Genomic DNA, 19,030 nt, shown 5'->3' with positions numbered 1-19,030 from the left:
CCGTGCTGGCCGCCTTGTTTTGACGGGGCGCTGAGATGCCGCGTCCGCCGATCATCCCGCGCGACACACTGCTCGAATACCAGGCGTGGGAGCCGACCGACTTCCGGCGGCAGGCCGCAGAGGCTGCTGCTGCAGCCGCGCCGCCGCCTCCGCCGCCTCCGCCGGCTGAGCCCGAAGAGCCGCCGATTTCCGAAGAGGAATGGCAGGCCGCGCTGGACGCCGAGCTTGCCACCGCCCGTGACGAAGGTCGCCGCGATGGTTTTGCGCAAGGTTTTCAGGATGGCTTTGAACAAGGCCGCCGCCAGGGCGAGGAAGATTCCAAGCACATCGCCACGCTCATGCAGTCCGTGCGCGAGGCGATCGACCAGTTGAACGGCAGCGTTGCCGAAGAGCTGGTTGATCTGGCGCTGCAACTGACGCAGCAGTTTCTGCACGGTGCGCTGCATGCGCAGCCCGAGCGTATCCTGCCGCTGATTCGCGAAGTGCTGGGCGACGCGCCCACCGCACCGGCACCTGCCATGCTGCGCGTCCATGCCGATGACGCAGAGCTGATTCGCCAGACGCTGGGCACGGAGCTGGCCGCTGCCGGTTGGACGCTCATCGTCGATGCCGCCATCGAGCGCGGCGGCTGCCGCGTGCAGACCCGCTTTGGCGAAACCGATGCCACGCTGCAAACCCGCTGGGCCGAACTGACCCGTGCGTTGGGCCGCGATACCGCATGGCTTGCCAGCGAGCGCGTGGAAGCCGAACGCGTGGCAGGAGGCGCACTCCATGTCGCCTGAGACCGTGCGGCTCGCCGCGGGGGTTGGCCACAACGCTGCCGCCAACAACCCCAACGTGCGCATGTGGCAAACCCACCTGCAGCAGACCGCGCAGCGTGCGCGTCTGGCGCGCCCGGTGGTGACGTGCGGCAAGCTCACGCGTGTGGCCGGCCTGGTCATGGAAGCCGTTGGTCTGAAGCTGCCGGTGGGCAGCGCCTGCCGCGTGGAACTGCCGCATGGGCGCCACGTGCTGGCCGAAGTGGTCGGCTTTGCCGAAGAGCGCGCCTTCCTGATGCCGCAAACGGATCTGGTGGGCGTGGTGCCCGGTGCGCGCGTGTTCCCGCTGGAGCCGCCACGCCTGCCGGTGTCGAGCGAAGACGGCGCCGACCCGACGATTTCGCACAGCAAATTCTTGCCCGTGGGTCCGCGCCTGCTGGGCCGCGTGGTCGATGCCAACGGCGAGCCGCTCGACGGCAAGGGGCCGCTGGGCGCGCACGAAGACCTCGCCTGGGGCACGTTGAACCCGGCACCGCTGAACCCGCTCAAGCGCAAGCCGATCGAGCATGTGCTCGACGTGGGCGTGCGCGCCATCAATGGTCTGCTGACCGTTGGCCAGGGCCAGCGTCTGGGCCTGTTCGCCGGCTCCGGCGTGGGCAAGAGCGTGTTGCTGGGCATGATGGCCCGCTACACGCAAGCCGACGTGGTGGTGGTGGGCCTGATCGGCGAGCGCGGCCGCGAAGTGAAGGAATTCATCGACGAGATTCTTGGCGACGAAGGCCTGGCGCGCTCGGCCGTGGTGGCCGCGCCGGCTGATACCTCGCCGCTGATGCGCCTGCAGGGCGCTGCTTACGCCCACACGATTGCCGAATACTTCCGCGATCGCGGTTGCAACGTGCTGCTGATCGTCGATTCGCTCACGCGTTATGCGATGGCGCAGCGCGAGATCGCCCTGGCCATCGGCGAGCCGCCGGCCACCAAGGGCTATCCGCCCTCGGCGTTTGCCAAGCTGCCGGCGCTGGTTGAGCGTGCCGGCAACGGCATGGTCGATGCCAACGGCCGCGGCGGCTCCATCACCGCGTTCTACACCGTGCTGGCTGAAGGCGACGACCAGCAGGACCCGATTGCCGATGCGGCCCGCGCCATTCTGGACGGCCACTTCGTGCTCTCGCGCAAGCTGGCGGAGCAGGGCCACTACCCGGCCATCGATATCGAACAGTCGATCAGCCGCGTGATGTCGGCCATCGTGCCGCGCGAGCAGCTCGACACCGCCCGCCGCTTCAAGCAGCTCTACGCCCGATACCAGCGCAACCGCGACCTGATTGCCGTGGGCGCCTACGCGCGTGGCAGCGACCCGGTGACCGACCAGGCCATCGCGCGCTACCCCGACATGGAAGCGTTCCTGCAGCAGGGCATGTTCGAAAACGAAAGCCGCGAACACACGCTGGAGAAGATGCACGGAGTGCTGGCGTGATGTGCCCGCTTGACACTGTGAAGCCGCAAGCGTTGCGCAAGCCGGAGGCTAAAGCCGCCGGGTTTGCGTCCGATGGGTTGATGTAACGGGAAGCTGGAGGGTCTACCGATGACCACCATGAACAAGCCGTTCCGCCTCGAAACCGTGCTGGAACTGGCTCAGAAGGACACAGAAAAAGCCACGCAGGAAGTCGGCCGCCTGATGAACACGCGCGAGGCCGCCACGCAAAAGCTCGCACTGCTGTCCGACTACCGCAACAACTACCACCAGCAAATGCTGAGCACGGCCGAAGGCGGCATGGATGTCACGCGCCTGCGCAACTACGCGGCCTTTATCGACCGACTGGGCAATGCCGTGCACCAGCAGAAGGGCACCATCAACGCGTTGGAGCAGCAGCTCGCGATGAGCCGTGCCAACTGGCTGGAAAAACAGCGTCGCGAGCAGTCGTTCGACATCCTGCGCCAGCGCCACATTGAAGAGCAGCGCCTGGACGAAGAACGCCGAGCCCAGCGCGACAACGACGAACACGCCGCCAAGGTGATCCGCATGCGTGCGGCCCAGGGCGGCAATTGAAGACCAACGCGAACACGCAGTCGCAAGATGGAGTCAACGTGGGCTTGAGTGCCACCCCCAACCCCGCTGCCAACGATCTGGGCGCCATGCTGTCGGCCGGCAATGCTGCCGCAGCCGACAAGGCGCAGGCCCCGTCGTCAGGTACCGATACCTTCGGCAACCTGTTGTCGGACCGCATGGCCCAGGACGCTGCACGCCGTCGCGCCGATGCACAATCCGCCGCCGACGATGCCAGCCGCCGCGCCGATATCGCCCGCAAGGACGTCGCACGCACCGACGCCGCGCGCAACGACCAAGACGCCCAACCGGCAGACGGCAACACTCGGGAGCAGGCCGTCACAACGCCTGCTGGCAGCACCGCCGATACGGCCAGCGCTAAGCCGGCCCAGCCTGCCAGCGCCAAGGATCTCGATACCGCCGCGAAACAGGCCGCGGTCGATCCGGCTGCACAACTGGCCGCCCAGATCGAGGCTGCACGCCAGGCCGCGCAGCAGGCCGCAGCCGCGCAACTGCCGGTTGCCTTGCACGCCGCCCGATCGAATACCAACACCGATACCGATGCGACGTCGTCGGCTGCGGGCAGACCGTCCGCCAATGACCCCGCCGCACTGGCCGCCGCAAGTGCAGCTGCCAACGGGGCGCAGGGTGCCGCTGACCCGGCCACGACGGCACACGCAGGCCTGGCCGGACTGCCTGCTGCGAAGGACACGAAGGCAAACGCCGCAAACACGCCGACGTCGCCCGCCACTGCGTTGCCCGACAGCGGCACGCTGGCGCAGGCCATGGCTCGCACACGCGCCGTTGCTGACAACACGCCGGCTGCCGTGCGCCAGCTCGGCAGCGCGTCGTCCGGGCAGGGTGCCAATGCCGATCGCGGCCTGCCGCGCCGCGATCTGAGCGCACACAACGCCCCCGCGCAACCGGCCGCCGCCGCCGTAACCGATGCCACCAGCCACGCCAGCAATGGTGGCAACACCGGCAACACCGATAACGCTGGCACGCAATCCAACGCGCAGGGCAACGGCATGCAGTTCCAGGGCGTGCTGTCGCGCGCCACTGGCGACGCGGGCATGGCCGCGCCTACCTTTGCGGTGGGCGGTGCCAACGCAGGCGCAGCGGCTGGGGCATCGATCACGCCGCAACAAGTCCACACGCTGCCCACCTTTGGCGATGCCGCGTGGCCGCAGAGCATGGCCAGCCAGCTCGCCTTCATGCAAGTACATCGCCAATCGTCGGCCGAACTGCAGTTGAATCCGGCCGAACTGGGCGGCATGCACGTCAAGCTGGAAGTGGACAACGGCGCCGTCAACGCGAGCTTTGTCTGCCAGCACCAGGCCGTGGCCGAACTCGTGCAGGACGCCATGCCGCGCCTGCGCGACGCCATGCAGCAAGGCGGGATGCAGCTTGCGCAAACGTCAGTCAGCACGGGCGACTTCAGCCAGCAGCAGAACGCATCGCAGGGCTCGTCGGCGCAAAACCAAGGTAGCGGTTCGGGCAACGGGGGGAGTGGCAGTCGTTATGGCAGCAGCGGCTCGCAAGACCGCCCCGATACGGTGACGGCGGCACCGCGCCGTGTTTCCAGCCACGAAGGTGCGATCGATACATTTGCCTGACGATTGGGGCGGCGCCTAAAGTTCGACGCGACGCTGCCGTTAGTACGCAGGAGTACCACGCAAAAATGGCCAGCCGCAAGGCCACAAAAGAAGGACGGGAAATCACAACGCGAGCTCGCCGCGCATACGTTTGATGCGGCAGCGTTGCAAATGAATAACAAGGGGGTCAAGTCCGACTGGCGAAGAAGGGATCAAACGGGGATCATTTCGCCACATCCGTCCTTGGGCGGATGCACACGGACCGATGCGGGGTGTCCGAGCCGGGGGGCTGGCGCACCGCATGTTTGCCGTACTTACGGGAGAGCGCACCGCGAGGTGCGCTTTTTGTTTTTGTGCGCCAGCTTCGTGGTTGCGGCGCACCTGCGTGCGGAGTCTCAGGCGCCCGCTTCCGCCGTTGCGAGTGTGGCGGGCGTGACCGATATCACGTGCTCCACGCCATAGCCGCGCTCCACCCATGCATCGATACCGCCATGCAACGGACGCACGCGCTTGAAGCCGCGTCCCATCAGCGTGCGCGCCAGCATGACGGCAGACGCCTCGTTGGGACAGGCGCAGTAGATGATGATCTCTCGGTCGGGGCCGTCGATCTCGATCGCGCGTTTGCTGCTGGACATGTCATACAGCATGGCTCCCGGAATGCGTTGCGGCTGCAGCATGCGCGAGCTGTCGGCGCGCACATCGATGATGACGGGTGCCGCGCCCGATTCGATCAGCGCGTGCAGCTCATCGGGCGAGATGCGCGCCATCTCCAGCATCTTGCGAAAGCGCCAGCGCTGCAGCCAGCGCGCCGCCACATACACCGCCGCCAGCAACGCGACCAGCAGCACGGCACGCGTGCCCAGCATGTCGAGCCGGCGCAGCGCCTGGTCGATGCTGTCATGCGCCACGCGGCCCAGCAGCAGCCAGAGCGTGGCCCACACCGCCGAGCCCACCAGGTTGTACAGCGCAAACGTGCTGAACGGCGTGCGCATGGTGCCCAGCAACGCCGACGACACGGTCGACAAGCCCGGAATGAACTTCGCGATCAGCAGCATCGGCGCGCCCCAGCGCTCGAACTGCGTGCGCGTGCGCCGCACGCAGGAATCGGGCGACAACGACACGCGGCACAGCAGTGCCATGACGTGCCTGCCGTAGCGCTTGCCTGCGAAGTACCACAGGCCGTCGCCCAGCAGCGCGCCGGACACCGCAGCGGGCGCAAGCTCCATGAAGTAGAGCGGCCCCTGGAATGTGAGCGCGCCGGCCACCAGCAGCGTCGGCACGGCCGGCAGCGGTGCACCAGCTTGCGTCAGCAGCACATTGAGGAACACGGCAAACGCGCCGTATTCGGCGATCAGGGGAAACAGGTCATGCATGGCAGGAAGGGCGCGGCGGGGGCAAATGCGTCTGCCAAATTACCGCATTCCGGCGCCGCCCGATAGCCATGTCACCGGAATGCGCTCGGCGATACGCGGTTCGTGTTGAATTGGCGTGACAATGAACGCTTCACATCGCTTCCCATTCCCACAGCCATGTCTTCCGCAATGCCCATCGACGCTTCCGCTCCCGTGCATGAAACCGGCGCCGTTACCATTCGTGCGGTGACCGAGGCGGATCTGCCGACCATCGTCGGCATCTATGCACATCATGTGCGTACCGGCACCGCCAGCTTTGAGATCGATGCCCCCGATCTGGCCGAGATGACGCGCCGCTTTCACGCATTGCAGGATGCCGGCATGCCCTACGTGGTGGCCGAAGCAGGCGGTGCGCTGCTCGGTTATGCGTATGCCGGCCCGCATCGTGCGCGGCCTGCGTATCGCCATGCGGTGGAAGACTCCATTTATCTTGACGGCGCCGCGCAGGGGCGGGGCGTTGGGACGTTGCTGCTGGAGGCGCTCATCCGCGAATGCCAGGCGCGCGATTTCAAGCAGATGGTGGCGGTAGTAGGGGGCGGTCGCGAGAACCCGGGGTCAGCCAAGCTGCACGCCCGTTGTGGGTTTCGCGAGGTGGGCGTGCTGGAGGCGGTGGGCTACAAGTTTGGGCGCTGGCTGGATTGTCTGCTGATGCAGCGGGCCCTGTGAGGCAGCGGCACTGGTTAAGGTTCAGTGAAGAACGGTAGACACTTTCCTGAGTGGCTCAAACTTCTAAGCTCAATTCACAGCGCTTTGATTACTACGCTCAATCGATGATGTCGGCGCAGGCGTCGGTGGGCGCGGCCGCCACATGCCCCACCAGCGGCACCATCTTCAGGCCCGCCGATGCCACGCGGCACGGCGCGGCCACCACGCCGCACCCGGAAAGGAGTGCAGCAACGAGCAGGGACACAGCGAGGAGAAGGCGTTTCATCGTGGGAGCGATTGAAAGCGAATGCCGGGCAGTGTGACACAGAGTCATTCGCCAACCTGTGCGCGTGTGTATCGGGAAATGACAATCTGTGCGCGTCACAACCATGATGCGATGCGTCAGAACCCAACACTAAAACCCGTTCGAAAGCCGTACAACGCTGACTTTGGGTGAAAAAGTCACATTCTGCGTTTGCGCAAATTAACCCGCAAGCCTTTGTTGCAGGCCGCAAAACCACTGGTGATGCGGGTTTTCCCGTAATTTCACATATCGCAACAATAAATTGTCTGTTGCGACATTTATTGTCTGAACAGGCTCGCCTACGATGACTCCATCGAATGCGGCGCCGCAGCGAAAAAGAAGATCCTGGAAATGTCCGGATCACCTGCCTGACGCGCTGCGCCCATCTGGAGAAGACATCATGAAAGCCCAACGTACCCTGATTGCTGCCCTGATCGCCTTGGCAAGTGTGCCGGCCCTGGCCGCAGCCAAGTTTGACGTGTACACGCAAGGTGCTGCGCAAGTCAGCCAACGCTTCGATGTGTACTCGGAGGGCGCCAAGGCTGGCGACAGGTTCGATCCGTACACGCAAGGCGCCAAGGCTGGCAGCAAGTTTGATCCGTACACCGAAGGCGCTCTTGCCCGTGCCGGCAAGTTCGATACCTATACCGAAGGTGCCAAGGCTGGCGGCAAGTTTGACCCGTACACGGAAGGCGCCCTGGCACGTGCCGGCAAGTTCGACACCTATACCGAAGGCGCCAAGGCTGGCAGCAAGTTCGATCCGTACACCGAAGGCGCCGTCGCCTGAGCCTGGTTCCTGCCCCAAAAACGCCCGCACATTGCGGGCGTTTTTGTTTGCGTCACCGGGCAAGCGCGATGATTGCGAACCGAGTCGCCGTTGCCGCGTCTCACTCTCATCGCAACCTGGAAGCCATGATGATTCGTTCTCGTCGTCCGACCCGCTCCCTCCTGTGCTTTACGCTGGCCGCGGCCGGCATGCTCGCCGGTTGCGCGACCGTCACCCCGGGCCCGTTCCTGATCACCGTGCGTGATGCCGATGACACGGTGCTGGAGCAGTTCCAGTTCCAGGCCGGATCGCAGGGGGCGCTTGAGACCGCCATGATCGGCATGTGCCGCGTGTATCCGGAAGCCACCGTCATCGCAGAACAGCTCTCAACGCACGAACGCCTGCAGGAGCGCTGCAAGCGCTCGTTCGCTTCAATGCTCTCAGCGTCCTGATGCGCTGAAGCGGCTACCATGTCGCCTCATCGGCTGGCGTTGCCGGCCTTGTGTGAACACCCCGAGCACGCACCCGAGGCCCATGTGAACCCGCAAGACAAGTCCTCCGAAATTTCCCAGCTTTCCCGCTTTGCAGCGACTCGGCCGCGCCTGTTGTCGGCGTTTGCGCTGGGCGCCATTGCTGTGGCCGTTGTGCCGGCGCACGGGTGGCTTGCGCGCCTGCTGCTCGGCTGGGACATCGCCGTGTGGGCGTACCTGATTCTGATCACGGTGATGATGTTGCGCGCAGACCCACACCGCATCCGCGCCGTCGCCCGCCGTGAAGACGCACGCGCATCTGCCGTGCTGGCGGTAGTCTGCCTCGGTGTGGTGGCCAGCATGGTGGCCATTGCGTTTGAGCTGGCGACGGCCAAGTCGGCTGGGCATGCACAGACGTCGCACTACGTGTTCACCGGCATCACAGTGCTCGGCGCCTGGCTCATGGTGCCGATGATGTTCACGGTGCACTACGCGCATCTGTATTACCGTGCGCCCCACGAGCCGCCGCTGCGGTTTCCCGACGAGCAGCTTGAGCCCGATTACTGGGATTTCCTCTACTTCTCCTTTACGATCGCGGTCGCCAGCCAGACGGCCGATGTCAGCATCCGTTCGCGCGCAATGCGGCGGGCGGTGCTGGGGCAATCGCTGCTGTCGTTCTTCTTCAATACGAGCATCCTCGCGCTCTCCATCAACATTGCTGCCGGCCTGTTCTCATGACGATGCTGCCCCCCGAGCTTCCTCCCAACGCGCACACCCGCGCCATCAACGCTGTCAGCTACGTACTGGTGGCGGCGATGATTGCGTCAGTGCTGTGGCTGCACCTGTTGCCGGCCGCCATAGCCGGTTTCCTCGTCTACGCGTTGGCGCGCAAGCTGGAGGCGCGCCTGCGCCGGCGCCGCACGCTGTCCCAGCGCGCAAAGGCGATTGCCGTGATCTGCGTGTTCGTGATCGCGGCGCTCATTCTTGCGGCGCTGGGCGTCGGGATCGGCCGCTTGGTCGAACATGGGCATGGGCTCGAAGGCATGCTCACGCGCATTGCCGACGTGCTCGACAACCTGCGTGAATCGTTGCCGGCAGCGGTAGTCAATTACGTTCCGCAGTCGGTGACGGAGCTGCGTGTGCAGCTTGTACAGATGATCAAGGAGCACGGCCATCAGGTGTCGACCCTCGGCATCGACGGGTTGCGAGCCAGCGCATTGATGCTGGTTGGGCTGATCCTGGGGGCGATGGTGGCTTGGTCGGAAACACCTGATTCCGAGCACCACAAGCCGCTGGCCGCAGCATTGGTGAGCCGGCTGAGCCGGTTGACCGATGCATTCGAGGCGGTGGTGTTTGCGCAGGTGAAGATCTCCGCGCTCAACACGGCGCTCGCTGCGGTCTACCTGCTGGGTGCGCTGCCGCTGTTCGGGCAGCACGTGCCGTATTCCAAATCGCTGATCCTGCTGACCTTCGTGGCGGGGCTGATTCCGGTGGCGGGCAACCTCATCTCCAATACAGCGATCGTGGTGATGAGCGTGACCGCTTCATTGGAACTGGCGGTGGCTTCACTCATCTTCCTCGTGGTGGTGCACAAGCTGGAGTACTTCGTGAACGCGCGCATCATCGGCAGCCGCATCGATGCGCGCGCGTGGGAACTGATTCTCGCGCTGATCGTGATGGAGGCGCTGTTTGGTGTGGGCGGGGTAATTGCCGCGCCAGTGCTGTACGCCTATATGAAACGCGAGCTGACGGACGCCGGGCTGATCGGCTGACGCGTTTCTCGTTGATGCGCGGGGTGACCCGCCAGCGCCCCCGCGCTGACGGCATCGGCAGAAAAGAGCGCGCCCTACGGGACGAGGGGCGCGCAATAACTCGCTGACCGAGAGACGTCAGCGAGCCGAGGGTCGGTACACGGGGACGAAGCGGGCGGCGGGCGCGTGGCGTTGCCGGTGACATCCACGGCTTCGGAGGTGACGAAGCAGCAGACGACCCGGTCGTCGAGCAGAGCCTGATAGAAAAGGTCTCCCATCGCGCGGCATAGAGTTCCCGTTAGCAGGATCATCATGGCTTCCCCTCCCATGTTGGCCGATGTGCGGCATCGTCGATGCTGGTCATCGGTTCGGGTTGCGGATCGTCGTGCGTGTGAAGTTGCTCACGCATCGGGTTCCGTCAGGCCGTCGGCACTGGCACCTGGCTGGTGGCCGGGCGCCGTGCTGCAGTCCATGCTGGCGAGTATAGAAAGCGTCTCCTGAGCGGCCATGCTCCGAACGGAGTAGCCCCGCGCGAGAAAATGGCTAACACGTTAGCTGCCTGCCAGGGCAAGCTGGGCGCGGGTTTGCGGGAAGATGCCCCGAGTTTTGTTGAACCCGGCGCGGCGTGGGGTGACGCTTCTGCCTCGACAATAAATTGTCCGGTTTGCGCTAATCGTTGTCGAATTTGCGGTAACACGCCTGCACCGTTTAGGCGCAACATTGAGCGCTTCCTCGCCTCAATATCGTGACCTCAACCCATCATGCAAACCACCGCAAACGGCACGGCCGCTGCATCGGCAGCCGCTGCCGCGCAGGCCGACAAGACCGGCTTTGGCGTGATCGGCGCCATCAGCTTCGCGCACTTCCTCAACGACATGATGCAGTCGTTGATCCTGGCGATCTATCCGCTGCTCAAGGGCAATTTTCATCTCGACTTCTCACAGATCGGGCTGATCACGCTCACGTATCAGATCACCGCCTCGCTGCTGCAACCGATGGTCGGGCTGTATACCGACAAGCACCCGAAGCCGTATTCGCTGTCGGTGGGCATGGGCTTCACGCTGGTGGGGCTGGTGCTGCTGTCGGTGGCGCCCAACTTTGGCACGGTGCTGCTGGCAGCCGCGCTGGTGGGCACGGGCTCGTCGATCTTCCATCCGGAATCGTCGCGCGTGGCGCGTATGGCGTCGGGCGGCCGTCATGGGCTGGCGCAGTCGCTGTTCCAGGTGGGCGGCAATGCGGGCAGCGCGATGGGTCCATTGCTCGCGGCAATCATCATCATGCCGTATGGGCAGCACAGCCTGGCGTGGTTTTCGATTGCTGCGCTGATCGCCATCTTCGTGCTGTACCACGTGGGCGGCTGGTACAAGCGTGAACGTGCCGCGGGCCATGGCAGCAAGGCGGGTGGCCGTGCACACGCCGCGATCAAGCTGTCGGGCGGGCAGGTCGCGTTTGCAATGACGCTGCTGGTCGTGCTGCTGTTCTCGAAGTACTTTTATCTGGCGAGCCTGAACAGCTATTACACGTTTTTCCTGATCACCAAGTTCCACCTGTCGGCACAGACGTCGCAGCTGTTCCTGTTCCTCTTCCTGTTCTCGGTGGCGGTGGGCACGATCGTGGGTGGTCCGATTGGGGATCGCGTGGGCCGCAAGGTCGTAATCTGGGTGTCGATCCTCGGGGTGGCGCCGTTCACGTTGCTGTTGCCGTACGCCAACCTGTTCTGGACGGCCGTGCTGACGGTGATCATCGGGCTGGTGCTGGCCTCGGCGTTCTCGGCCATCCTCGTGTATGCGCAGGAGCTGATTCCCGGCAAGGTCGGGATGGTGTCGGGCCTGTTCTTCGGGTTTGCGTTCGGGCTGGGCGGCATTGGCGCCGCGGTGCTCGGCAAGCTGGCCGATGCAACTGACATCTACAACGTCTATCACCTCTGCTCGTTCCTGCCGCTCATCGGCCTGCTGACGGTCTTCCTGCCGGATATCGAACGCAAGCGCCAACAGGCGGCGTAACGCGACACACCCCGCACACGGATGCAGCGCGGCGGACGTCCCCTCCCGGACGATCCGCCGCTTTGCTTTTGCTTTTTGGCGTTACTTCTCGACGGCGTGCGTCGGGCCCGGCCACACGCCGGTCATCTCGATCTCGCGCCGGCCGGTCAGCCATTGGCCGAGCGGGCTGGGCCAGCGGAACGAATAGTTGTCGCTGTTCACGACGCCCTGGAACTTCACGTCGACCTGGATATCGGTGGCGTTGAGCGGGATGTTCGCGACCGTCTTGGAGATGCCGCCGCTGAGCGAAAACTCATCGCTGCGCGGGCCTTGCGGCGTGTTGAACCGCAGCTTGATGTGCGTGACGTAAGTGCTGCCCGGCTTGTTGTTGAAGTAGATCTCGAAGCCGCCCAGGCGCGTGATCCAGTTCGGGATCAGCAGGTTGCCGTCGAACGATGCAAAGGTGTAGGCCACCGGAATGGGCGCGGGCGCCTGCTTGCCGGGCTCGAACGGCCACAGATGCTGGTCGACGCTCTTGGTCTGGTTGACCGACACGAACGACCCCTTGCCCGTCGCGCTGCCGAGCATGTCATGCACGGCACCGGCCGAGCCCGTGATCGAGAACGACGCGTTGTTGTCTTGCGAGCCCACGTTCAGCCCGCTGTTGGCCAGGATCACGCTGGTCACCACGCCGAAGCCCTGCGCGATGTTCCCGCCCGAACCCATGCTGACGGACTGCGCCTGTTCGGCGAGCCACTTGATCGTTTCGGGCCGCGTGAGTTGCGTCAGGTCGCTGATGTACGACTCCGAGGCAATGCCGAATTCCGAGGCGATCGACCCGACCGACGAGAACTCCCATTTCACTTCCACGCCCGCGTTGATCTTGGTGCCGCTTTCAGGGTCGGTGGCCGAGCCATCGAGCTTGACGTTGGTCTCGGTGCGGTGGACGTTGTTGGTCGACAGCTTCCATTGGTTCGGTACGGTGCGCGTGTTGACCGCCACGCCCGGTGTTTCCGGCTTGACGGGCGTGAAGTCGCCGGTGTCGGGCGACACAAAACCGACGGCGCCGGGTTTGATGGTGGGGGCGAGCGTCCAGTTGCCCCAGTAAGCTGCGCGGCCGTTGCGGATGAGGTCGGTGAAGGCGCGATTCCATTGCATGGTTGCACTCCAGGTGTGAGGTTGTGCTGCGAGTCAGCGGGTTTGCGCGGTGGTCTCCATCGCCACGTAGCGACGGGTAGGGCGCGAGGGCACTGTCTCAAACAGGCTGGCGCCTGTTAATGCAGCAGAAGACCTGGGACAGACGGCATGGATACCGGCATGGGGAGGTTGCCGTGCGCGGCCTCACGCAAGCCGCGCGAGCCCCAGCGCCAATCCCAATCCGATCAGGAGCACGCCAATCACGCCGTCCACGATGCGTTGCCGTGCCAGCAGCGAACGCCGTAACGCGCCTGACGCAAACACTGCGGCCACCAACGCAAACCACACCGCGTGCGCCGCCGACATGAACACGCCATAGCCGAACTGCGCGGCCGGCGGCGTGCCCGGGTGAACGACCTGCGTGTACGTGCTGACTACGAACAGCGTCGTTTTGGGATTGAGCGCATTGGTGAGAAAGCCCATGCGCAGGGCTGCGAAGGTCGATAGCGTTGGAGCGCCGGCGCTGTTACCGGCAGTCTCGCCGCTGGGCAACGGCTTGGCCGACAGCGTATTCCAGCCAATCCACACCAGGTACGCCGCGCCCACCAGCTTGATGCCCTGCAGAAGGGTTGGCGCATGCGCAATCAGCAGCCCCACGCCGAACATCGTGTAGAACACGTGCACCTGTACGCCCAGCGCAATGCCCAGCGCGCACAGCACGCCGGCGCGCCGCCCATGCAGCAGGCTGTTGCGCGTGACCATGGCAAAGTCCGCGCCTGGGCTGATGACGGCGAGGATGGTGATGACGGCAACAGCAAGGAGTTCGGTCATGTCGGGCGCAATCGCAAAGCGGGGGTGCGCCAATTCTGGATGCACCCGTCATCGCTGAAAATCGATTTATGATGCCGTTTTTAGGTGAGAAAAACTGACAGATGGCGCTGCCTCCACTGAATACCCTGCGTGTGTTTGAAGCTGCGGCACGGCACGGCAGCTTCGTGCGTGCGGCGCAGGAGCTTCACGTAACGCATGGCGCTGTCAGCCGGCAGATACGACAGTTGGAAGCGTCGTTAGGAGTGGATCTGTTCGAGCGGCGCAATCGGGCCGTCTTCCTGACGCCAGCGGGCGACCAGTTGCATGCGGCTGCCACCGATGCGTTTGAAATTCTCACAGATTGCATCGACCGGATTGCCCGCCGGGCAATGTCTTCAACGCTGGTGGTGTCATGCGAACCGACGCTGGCGATGCGGTGGCTGATCCCGAGGCTGTCGCGCTTCCAGGCGCGGCATCCGGCCATCCAGGTGCATCTGTTTGCGGCGGGCGGGCCGATCGATTTCGCGCGCACCGGGGTGGACGTCGCATTGCGCCGTGATGACTTTGCGTGGCCCGCGCACGTGCATGCGGCGCCCATTTGCGATGAGTGGATCGGCCCGGTACACGCCCGCCAAGCGGATATTGCCGCGCGTCGACGGCTGCTGCACACCGCCACGCGCCCCGATGCATGGCAGGCATGGTGGCGCGCCAGCAGCACGGCACGGCCGCGAGGGCGGCTGCCCGAAGCGCGCTACGAACATTTCTATCTGAGTTTGCAGGCGGCCCTGGCGGGGCAGGGCACCGCCATCGCGTCAAAGCTGATGACCGGTGATGACCTGAAAGATGGGCGGCTGATTGCGCCCGAAGGGTTCCGACGTGACGGCTCCAGCTACAACCTGCTGGCCGATGCGCCTATTGCGCCCGACAGCCCGGCCGGCGCGTGGCTTGACTGGTTGCGCGAAGAGGCGGCCGCCACGCTGGCGGATTAACGTCAGCCGGGCTTATGCCGTCGCTTGCCGGCCGCCCAGGATGCCGCGAATGGTGGCCAGATATGCTTCGCCCACGGCCCGGTTGAACGGTCGGGCACGCGGTGCCGCCCGTCTGCGCGGCGGGGGCGTCAGGCCCAGCGTGCGGCAGACTTCCGACACATACGGCCGCCCGCGCACATCCATGCGCAACACGACTTCGTTCAGAGCCTGTTCACCCAGGCGCTCGCGCAGCCAAAGCACCGTCTGGCGGTCGTACTCGTTTTCGATGCGGATCAGGTCGTCCATGACAAGAGCTGTATAAATTTACAGTTACTGTAAATATATACAGGTATCCACAGATTTCAAGGACGATGTTGCGGCCGCGCCGCAATAGCGCGGCGGCTCGGTCGATGCGGTAAGCGCCCCGTTGTCAGACCGTCATGCCGCCATCGACGACGATGCATTCGCCGTTGGTGTAGCTCGCTGCGTCAGACACCAGGTAGAGCACCGTGCCGGCCATCTCGCGCGGCTCGGCGTGGCGGCGCAGTGGGATTTCGCTGATCCAGCGGTCGTACGTGGCCTTGTCTTCAAAGAGGGCGCCTGCGAACTTGGTCTTGGTCAGCCCCGGCAGCAGCGCGTTCACGCGAATGCCGAAAGGCCCGCATTCCTTGGCGAACGCGCGCGTCATGTGGGCCACGGCCGCCTTGGTGATGGAGTAGATGCCCTGCTTGTCGCCCGGGTGCAGCGCGTTGACCGACGCGGTGTTGACGATCGCGCCGCCGCCCTGCGCCTTCATCATCTTGCCGGCTTCAACCGACATGAAAAAGTAGCCGCGGATGTTCACTTCCACGGTCTTCTCATAGGCCGCCAAGTCCGTCTCAAGGATGTGCCCAAAGTGCGGGTTGGCCGCCGCGTTATTGATGAGGATGTCGAGCCGGCCGTGCCTGCTGCGGATGGTGTCGAACGCCGCCGTAATGTCTTCCATGCGGCCGACGTGGCAGGCAAGCGCTTCGGCCTTGCCGCCTGCCGCGCGGATGCGTTCCGCCACGACTTCGCAGTCGGCCAGCTTGCGGCTGGACACGATCACGTGCGCGCCTTGTTCTGCCAGCAGCTTGGCAATCTCTTCGCCAATGCCACGGCTTGCGCCCGTTACCAGGGCGATCTTTCCGGTCAGGTCGAACAGGTTGGTGCTCATGGTGTGCTCCTCCAATGGTTATGTGTTGTGGGCGTGTCCGCGTGGGCGTTCAGCCGTATGTCTGGAATGCGCGCCGCGCCGGGTCGTCCAGATGCGGGATGCCGTTGAAGGTGGCCAACTGGAACGCTTCGGCGTTGAAGAAATACTGCGAGACGCTGCTGTTGCGGATCTGCAGGTTCAGCGCGATGGCGCTCGTTGGCGGTGCGGCCAGCACCTGCTGCGCCGTCACAGCGATGGGACCGCCGGAACTGATCGCCAGTACACGCTGCCCGCCGCCGGCCTGGATGGCCGCGCGCGCATCGGCCACGCGCTGCTGGAAGGCGGCCCACGTTTCGGGCAGCGGCCCGCGGATCTTGTCGTCCGACCACAGATGCAGCACCTGCTTGAGCGCCCGGTAGTGGTCGCGCATCGAGCCCGAAGCGAGCTGCGTCAGCTCCGGAAAATCCTCGCCGAGCGCGGCAAACAGCCCTTGGAAGTCGTATTCGTTCAGCCCGGCATGCTGCTCATACGCCGTGCCCGACATGCCCATGCCGCGCAGGATGCCGTCGACGGTCTGCTCATGGCGGCGCAATGTGCCGCAGATGACGCGATCAAAAACGATGTCCTGCCGCGCGAAGTATTCCCCAAGCCAGACGCTCTGCTGCTCGCCGCGCTCAGAGAGCCGATCGTAATCCGCCGCGCCAAACGAGGCTTGTCCGTGCCGTACGAGATAAAGCTCCGCCATCGTCTGCTCGCCAAATCAAAGGGGAAACCAGATTAGCGGCGCGTGCATTATTTGTGAAATTTATTCTTTGAATGACCGGTAATGCATGCAATGAATAGTTGTGCCACTGCATGACGGCTTGCCAAGAGCAAGCTGCGGGTGAAGACCGTGCGCCTGGCGCAACATGGCTGCCCGGCCAGCACTGATGTTGTGTGTAATGGCTGTTTTGCCACTTCGCTACAAAGGTCCCGCATGAAACCGTCCCGCCTTGCCGTTGCTGCGCTGCTGCTGTGTGCCTCAGGCCTGTCCTGCGCTGCCGATGCCAATCCCAAGGTGCTCTCCGCCGCCGAGGGCTACCGTGGCGACGCGCTGCACCTGCTCGAGCGCTTGGTAAACATCGATTCGGGGACGGGCAACGAAGCGGGGCTCAGCCAGATTGGCACCATCGTCACTGACGAACTGCGCAAGGCTGGCGCCCAGGTGGAAACAGTGTCCGCCGCGCCGGCGGTGGGCAACAACATCCTCGCGACCTGGAAGGGCACGGGCAAAACGCGCATTCTGCTGATGGCGCATATGGACACCGTCTTCAAGGACGGCACCGCACGCGCCAAGCCTTTTTACATCAAGGACAAGCGCGCCTACGGCCCCGGCGTGATGGATGACAAGGGCGGTGTGGTGGCGGGTTTGTATGCGATGAAGATCCTGCAGCAGCTCGACTTCAAGCAATACGGGCAAGTCACGCTGCTGCTCAACACGAACGAGGAAACCGGCTCCAAGGGCACGCGCGCGTTGATCGAGCGCGAGGCCAAGCAGCATGACGTGACGCTCAACCTGGAGCCCGGCCGGCCCGCCGATGGGTTGGTCGTGTGGCGCAAGGGCAGCGGCACGGCGGAGATCGACGTCAAAGGCAAGGCCGCGCACGCCGGTGTGGCGCCAGAAACTGGTCGTAACGCCGCCAACGAACTGGCGCACCAGGTGCTGCAAGTCGGCAAGCTGGGTGACAGCGCCAAGCAGACGACGTTCAACGTGACGGTGCTCAAGGCGGGTGATGCGACCAACGTCATCCCCGACCATGCAACGGCTTACGCAGACGTGCGCGTGGCAGTGCCGGAAGAATTCGACCGCGTGGAGCGCGATCTGACGCGCGTGTCGGCCAACAAGCTGATCGCCGAGACGGAAGTGAAGACCTCGCTGGTGCGCAGCTTCCCCCCGATGCCGCGTAACCCAGCGTCGGACCAGCTCGCCGCCAAGGCACAGGCCATCTACGGCGAGATCGGTCGCAAGCTGACGCTCGAAGGCAGCGGCGGCGCAGCCGATTCCAGCCTGTCGGCCGGTGTCGGCACGCCAACGCTCGACGGCTTCGGGATTGTCGGGGGCGGCATTCATACGCCGGAGGAATACGCGGAAGTGGAGAGCGTCGTGCCGCGTCTTTATCTGCTGTCGCGCATGATCATGGAGCTTGCTGCGGGCAAGTAAGATCTGCGCCGGCGGTACGCAACAAAGAGCGGGTGACAGAGCGGTGCTGTCGCCCTTTTTTTTTGCTGCCTGCGCCGGCACTAAGAAGGCAGCGGCGACAGCATGCCGAGCCATGCCACCAGCGCCAGGATCAGCATGGCAAGACCGGCTTCCGCCCGCAGGCTGTTGTGCAGCGCCCTGGCCGCGCTTGCGCAATCGCCAGCGCGGATTGCAGTCGCGAGCCGGGGGCTCAATCGATAGCGATTGCCCGCAGCCAGCGCGAGCATCAACACAAACAGCGTGAGCTTGCCGAGCAGCAACCACCCATACGGCACCGTGAAGAGTGCATCGAGCGTCGGGCCGGCAACCAGCACATAGTTGACGACGCCCGTGGCGATCAACATCCCAACGATGCACGTGCCGATGGTCGCGAAGCCGCTGGAGGCACGGCTGAGCGTTTGCACAGTATCGGGCGTGTCTGCATGTCGGGCAGACGACAGCAACACGAATGCGACCAGGGCACCCACCCACATGCCAGCGGCCAGCAGATGCGTAATGTCGGCGGCAAGATGGAGTGCGCCGCGCAAGGCGTCGTCCATGGCACCGTGCCCGGCCCATGCAAGCGTGGCCAGCGCGATGGCGCCCGACGCCGCAAGCACGGCCCGCTGGCGGAGCGGATCTTGGCGCCATGCGATTCCCACGAGAAGACCGGCCGCAAGCACCGCCATGCGTACCAGCCATGCCGCGCCGACTGCGGTGCCGGTCAGGATCATGTCGAAGACACGGCTGCTCAGCTGGCTGTAGCGGGAGGCGCCGGTCATCGACTCGGCCATCGCCACCACGTCCCAGATCGACAGCACGATGCCGGCCAATGCCGATGCTGCGGCCACCGTGCCGTACAACCGCGGGATGGCCGGAGATTTGCCGCTTGGCCCAAGCGCGTAAAGGCTGAAAAGCGGCACGCCAAAGAGCACCATCAAATCCAGGTACAGCGAAAAGCGCAGGATGACCGCCAGCCAGTCCTCGGGCATCGCG

Annotated in this window: 20 protein-coding genes; 12 read left to right on the top strand and 8 right to left on the bottom strand. The window is 64.6% G+C overall.

All coding sequences use genetic code 11. From position 1 onward, the window contains the following. Positions 1-35: 35 nt before the first annotated feature. From fliH to ACUXH0_RS00525, 4 genes are all read left to right on the top strand, one after another. On the top strand, positions 36-782 hold the full coding sequence (gene fliH / locus ACUXH0_RS00540; protein ID WP_004631465.1) for a flagellar assembly protein FliH: 747 nt from the start codon (positions 36-38) through the stop codon (positions 780-782). Continuing rightward, the gene (gene fliI / locus ACUXH0_RS00535) at positions 772-2,232 is read left to right on the top strand and encodes a flagellar protein export ATPase FliI (RefSeq protein ID WP_004631466.1); all 1,461 of its coding nucleotides are present in this window, start codon (positions 772-774) and stop codon (positions 2,230-2,232) included. Before fliH ends, fliI begins: the two co-directional genes overlap by 11 nt. Before the next feature lie 108 nt (positions 2,233-2,340). Beyond that, the gene (fliJ, locus tag ACUXH0_RS00530; RefSeq protein WP_004631467.1) at positions 2,341-2,805 is read left to right on the top strand and encodes a flagellar export protein FliJ; all 465 of its coding nucleotides are present in this window, start codon (positions 2,341-2,343) and stop codon (positions 2,803-2,805) included. Positions 2,806-2,843: 38 nt separating this feature from the next. Continuing rightward, positions 2,844-4,418, top strand: coding sequence for a flagellar hook-length control protein FliK (locus ACUXH0_RS00525; RefSeq protein ID WP_182593660.1), 1,575 nt, complete (start codon positions 2,844-2,846; stop codon positions 4,416-4,418). A gap of 374 nt (positions 4,419-4,792) precedes the next feature. Here the strand turns inward: ACUXH0_RS00525 and ACUXH0_RS00520 are convergent, their stop codons facing one another. After that, entirely contained in the window at positions 4,793-5,770 is a 978-nt protein-coding gene (locus ACUXH0_RS00520; RefSeq protein WP_004631469.1) for a DedA family protein/thiosulfate sulfurtransferase GlpE, read from the bottom strand. 156 nt (positions 5,771-5,926) lie between these two features. Between ACUXH0_RS00520 and ACUXH0_RS00515 the strand changes: the two genes are divergently transcribed. Continuing rightward, positions 5,927-6,475 (top strand): GNAT family N-acetyltransferase, encoded by a 549-nt coding sequence (locus ACUXH0_RS00515; protein WP_220485352.1) that lies wholly within the window; start codon positions 5,927-5,929, stop codon positions 6,473-6,475. A gap of 97 nt (positions 6,476-6,572) precedes the next feature. On the opposite strand, the gene ACUXH0_RS00510 is transcribed toward ACUXH0_RS00515, so the two are convergent. Next, complete coding sequence (locus ACUXH0_RS00510; RefSeq protein WP_009277085.1) at positions 6,573-6,740, bottom strand: DUF6726 family protein; 168 nt, start codon at positions 6,738-6,740, stop codon at positions 6,573-6,575. Between the two features lie 418 nt (positions 6,741-7,158). Between ACUXH0_RS00510 and ACUXH0_RS00505 the strand changes: the two genes are divergently transcribed. The 5 genes from ACUXH0_RS00505 (at position 7,159) to ACUXH0_RS00485 (ending at position 11,748) form a co-directional block, all read left to right on the top strand. After that, positions 7,159-7,545 carry a hypothetical protein gene (locus tag ACUXH0_RS00505; protein WP_182593623.1) on the top strand — a complete coding sequence of 129 codons (387 nt, stop codon included), beginning with the start codon at positions 7,159-7,161 and terminating at the stop codon, positions 7,543-7,545. 128 nt (positions 7,546-7,673) lie between these two features. Next, positions 7,674-7,976 carry a hypothetical protein gene (locus ACUXH0_RS00500; protein ID WP_182593664.1) on the top strand — a complete coding sequence of 101 codons (303 nt, stop codon included), beginning with the start codon at positions 7,674-7,676 and terminating at the stop codon, positions 7,974-7,976. 84 nt (positions 7,977-8,060) lie between these two features. Next, on the top strand, positions 8,061-8,732 hold the full coding sequence (locus tag ACUXH0_RS00495) for a DUF1345 domain-containing protein (protein WP_182593666.1): 672 nt from the start codon (positions 8,061-8,063) through the stop codon (positions 8,730-8,732). Then, positions 8,729-9,766, top strand: coding sequence for an AI-2E family transporter (locus ACUXH0_RS00490; RefSeq protein ID WP_182593624.1), 1,038 nt, complete (start codon positions 8,729-8,731; stop codon positions 9,764-9,766). The genes ACUXH0_RS00495 and ACUXH0_RS00490 overlap by 4 nt, the downstream gene beginning before the upstream one ends. Positions 9,767-10,506: 740 nt before the next feature. After that, the gene (locus tag ACUXH0_RS00485) at positions 10,507-11,748 is read left to right on the top strand and encodes an MFS transporter (protein ID WP_182593625.1); all 1,242 of its coding nucleotides are present in this window, start codon (positions 10,507-10,509) and stop codon (positions 11,746-11,748) included. An 81-nt stretch (positions 11,749-11,829) separates the two neighbouring features. Here the strand turns inward: ACUXH0_RS00485 and ACUXH0_RS00480 are convergent, their stop codons facing one another. Together ACUXH0_RS00480 and ACUXH0_RS00475 are read right to left on the bottom strand one after the other, a co-directional pair. After that, positions 11,830-12,885 (bottom strand): hypothetical protein, encoded by a 1,056-nt coding sequence (locus ACUXH0_RS00480; protein WP_182593626.1) that lies wholly within the window; start codon positions 12,883-12,885, stop codon positions 11,830-11,832. A 183-nt stretch (positions 12,886-13,068) separates the two neighbouring features. Further along, complete coding sequence (locus tag ACUXH0_RS00475; protein ID WP_182593627.1) at positions 13,069-13,695, bottom strand: LysE family translocator; 627 nt, start codon at positions 13,693-13,695, stop codon at positions 13,069-13,071. A gap of 101 nt (positions 13,696-13,796) precedes the next feature. Between ACUXH0_RS00475 and ACUXH0_RS00470 the strand changes: the two genes are divergently transcribed. Next, on the top strand, positions 13,797-14,663 hold the full coding sequence (locus ACUXH0_RS00470) for a LysR family transcriptional regulator (RefSeq protein WP_182593628.1): 867 nt from the start codon (positions 13,797-13,799) through the stop codon (positions 14,661-14,663). 12 nt (positions 14,664-14,675) lie between these two features. Here the strand turns inward: ACUXH0_RS00470 and ACUXH0_RS00465 are convergent, their stop codons facing one another. From ACUXH0_RS00465 to ACUXH0_RS00455, 3 genes are all read right to left on the bottom strand, one after another. Then, the gene (locus tag ACUXH0_RS00465) at positions 14,676-14,948 is read right to left on the bottom strand and encodes a CppA family protein (protein ID WP_004631481.1); all 273 of its coding nucleotides are present in this window, start codon (positions 14,946-14,948) and stop codon (positions 14,676-14,678) included. Positions 14,949-15,072: 124 nt separating this feature from the next. Continuing rightward, positions 15,073-15,837 (bottom strand): SDR family oxidoreductase, encoded by a 765-nt coding sequence (locus ACUXH0_RS00460; RefSeq protein WP_004631482.1) that lies wholly within the window; start codon positions 15,835-15,837, stop codon positions 15,073-15,075. A 49-nt stretch (positions 15,838-15,886) separates the two neighbouring features. Beyond that, positions 15,887-16,561: a histidine phosphatase family protein gene (locus tag ACUXH0_RS00455; RefSeq protein WP_004631483.1), complete on the bottom strand. Its 675-nt coding sequence runs from the start codon at positions 16,559-16,561 to the stop codon at positions 15,887-15,889. Positions 16,562-16,792: 231 nt separating this feature from the next. Here ACUXH0_RS00455 and ACUXH0_RS00450 point away from each other — a divergent pair, with 231 nt between their 5' ends. After that, the gene (locus ACUXH0_RS00450) at positions 16,793-18,016 is read left to right on the top strand and encodes a M20/M25/M40 family metallo-hydrolase (protein WP_182593629.1); all 1,224 of its coding nucleotides are present in this window, start codon (positions 16,793-16,795) and stop codon (positions 18,014-18,016) included. Positions 18,017-18,096: 80 nt separating this feature from the next. Here the strand turns inward: ACUXH0_RS00450 and copD are convergent, their stop codons facing one another. Beyond that, positions 18,097-19,026, bottom strand: coding sequence for a copper homeostasis membrane protein CopD (copD, locus tag ACUXH0_RS00445; protein ID WP_182593630.1), 930 nt, complete (start codon positions 19,024-19,026; stop codon positions 18,097-18,099). Between the last annotated feature and the right edge of the window lie 4 nt (positions 19,027-19,030).

The sequence above is a fragment of the Ralstonia sp. 110700041-2 genome, from assembly GCF_056280165.1.
The sequence above is the reverse complement of the archived record's forward strand: the minus strand, read 5'-3'. Positions and strand labels throughout refer to the sequence as shown.

What these genes read in the sequence shown, in the direction of transcription:
- fliH (WP_004631465.1), top strand. Translation starts at nt 36, where the DNA reads ATGCCGCGTCCGCCGATCATCCCGCGCGACACACTGCTCGAATACCAG.
- fliI (WP_004631466.1), top strand. Translation starts at nt 772, where the DNA reads ATGTCGCCTGAGACCGTGCGGCTCGCCGCGGGGGTTGGCCACAACGCT.
- fliJ (WP_004631467.1), top strand. Translation starts at nt 2,341, where the DNA reads ATGACCACCATGAACAAGCCGTTCCGCCTCGAAACCGTGCTGGAACTG.
- ACUXH0_RS00520 (WP_004631469.1), bottom strand. Translation starts at nt 5,770, where the DNA reads ATGCATGACCTGTTTCCCCTGATCGCCGAATACGGCGCGTTTGCCGTG.
- ACUXH0_RS00515 (WP_220485352.1), top strand. Translation starts at nt 5,927, where the DNA reads ATGTCTTCCGCAATGCCCATCGACGCTTCCGCTCCCGTGCATGAAACC.
- ACUXH0_RS00510 (WP_009277085.1), bottom strand. Translation starts at nt 6,740, where the DNA reads ATGAAACGCCTTCTCCTCGCTGTGTCCCTGCTCGTTGCTGCACTCCTT.
- ACUXH0_RS00505 (WP_182593623.1), top strand. Translation starts at nt 7,159, where the DNA reads ATGAAAGCCCAACGTACCCTGATTGCTGCCCTGATCGCCTTGGCAAGT.
- ACUXH0_RS00500 (WP_182593664.1), top strand. Translation starts at nt 7,674, where the DNA reads ATGATTCGTTCTCGTCGTCCGACCCGCTCCCTCCTGTGCTTTACGCTG.
- ACUXH0_RS00490 (WP_182593624.1), top strand. Translation starts at nt 8,729, where the DNA reads ATGACGATGCTGCCCCCCGAGCTTCCTCCCAACGCGCACACCCGCGCC.
- ACUXH0_RS00485 (WP_182593625.1), top strand. Translation starts at nt 10,507, where the DNA reads ATGCAAACCACCGCAAACGGCACGGCCGCTGCATCGGCAGCCGCTGCC.
- ACUXH0_RS00480 (WP_182593626.1), bottom strand. Translation starts at nt 12,885, where the DNA reads ATGCAATGGAATCGCGCCTTCACCGACCTCATCCGCAACGGCCGCGCA.
- ACUXH0_RS00475 (WP_182593627.1), bottom strand. Translation starts at nt 13,695, where the DNA reads ATGACCGAACTCCTTGCTGTTGCCGTCATCACCATCCTCGCCGTCATC.
- ACUXH0_RS00470 (WP_182593628.1), top strand. Translation starts at nt 13,797, where the DNA reads ATGGCGCTGCCTCCACTGAATACCCTGCGTGTGTTTGAAGCTGCGGCA.
- ACUXH0_RS00465 (WP_004631481.1), bottom strand. Translation starts at nt 14,948, where the DNA reads ATGGACGACCTGATCCGCATCGAAAACGAGTACGACCGCCAGACGGTG.
- ACUXH0_RS00460 (WP_004631482.1), bottom strand. Translation starts at nt 15,837, where the DNA reads ATGAGCACCAACCTGTTCGACCTGACCGGAAAGATCGCCCTGGTAACG.
- ACUXH0_RS00455 (WP_004631483.1), bottom strand. Translation starts at nt 16,561, where the DNA reads ATGGCGGAGCTTTATCTCGTACGGCACGGACAAGCCTCGTTTGGCGCG.
- ACUXH0_RS00450 (WP_182593629.1), top strand. Translation starts at nt 16,793, where the DNA reads ATGAAACCGTCCCGCCTTGCCGTTGCTGCGCTGCTGCTGTGTGCCTCA.
- copD (WP_182593630.1), bottom strand. Translation starts at nt 19,026, where the DNA reads ATGCCCGAGGACTGGCTGGCGGTCATCCTGCGCTTTTCGCTGTACCTG.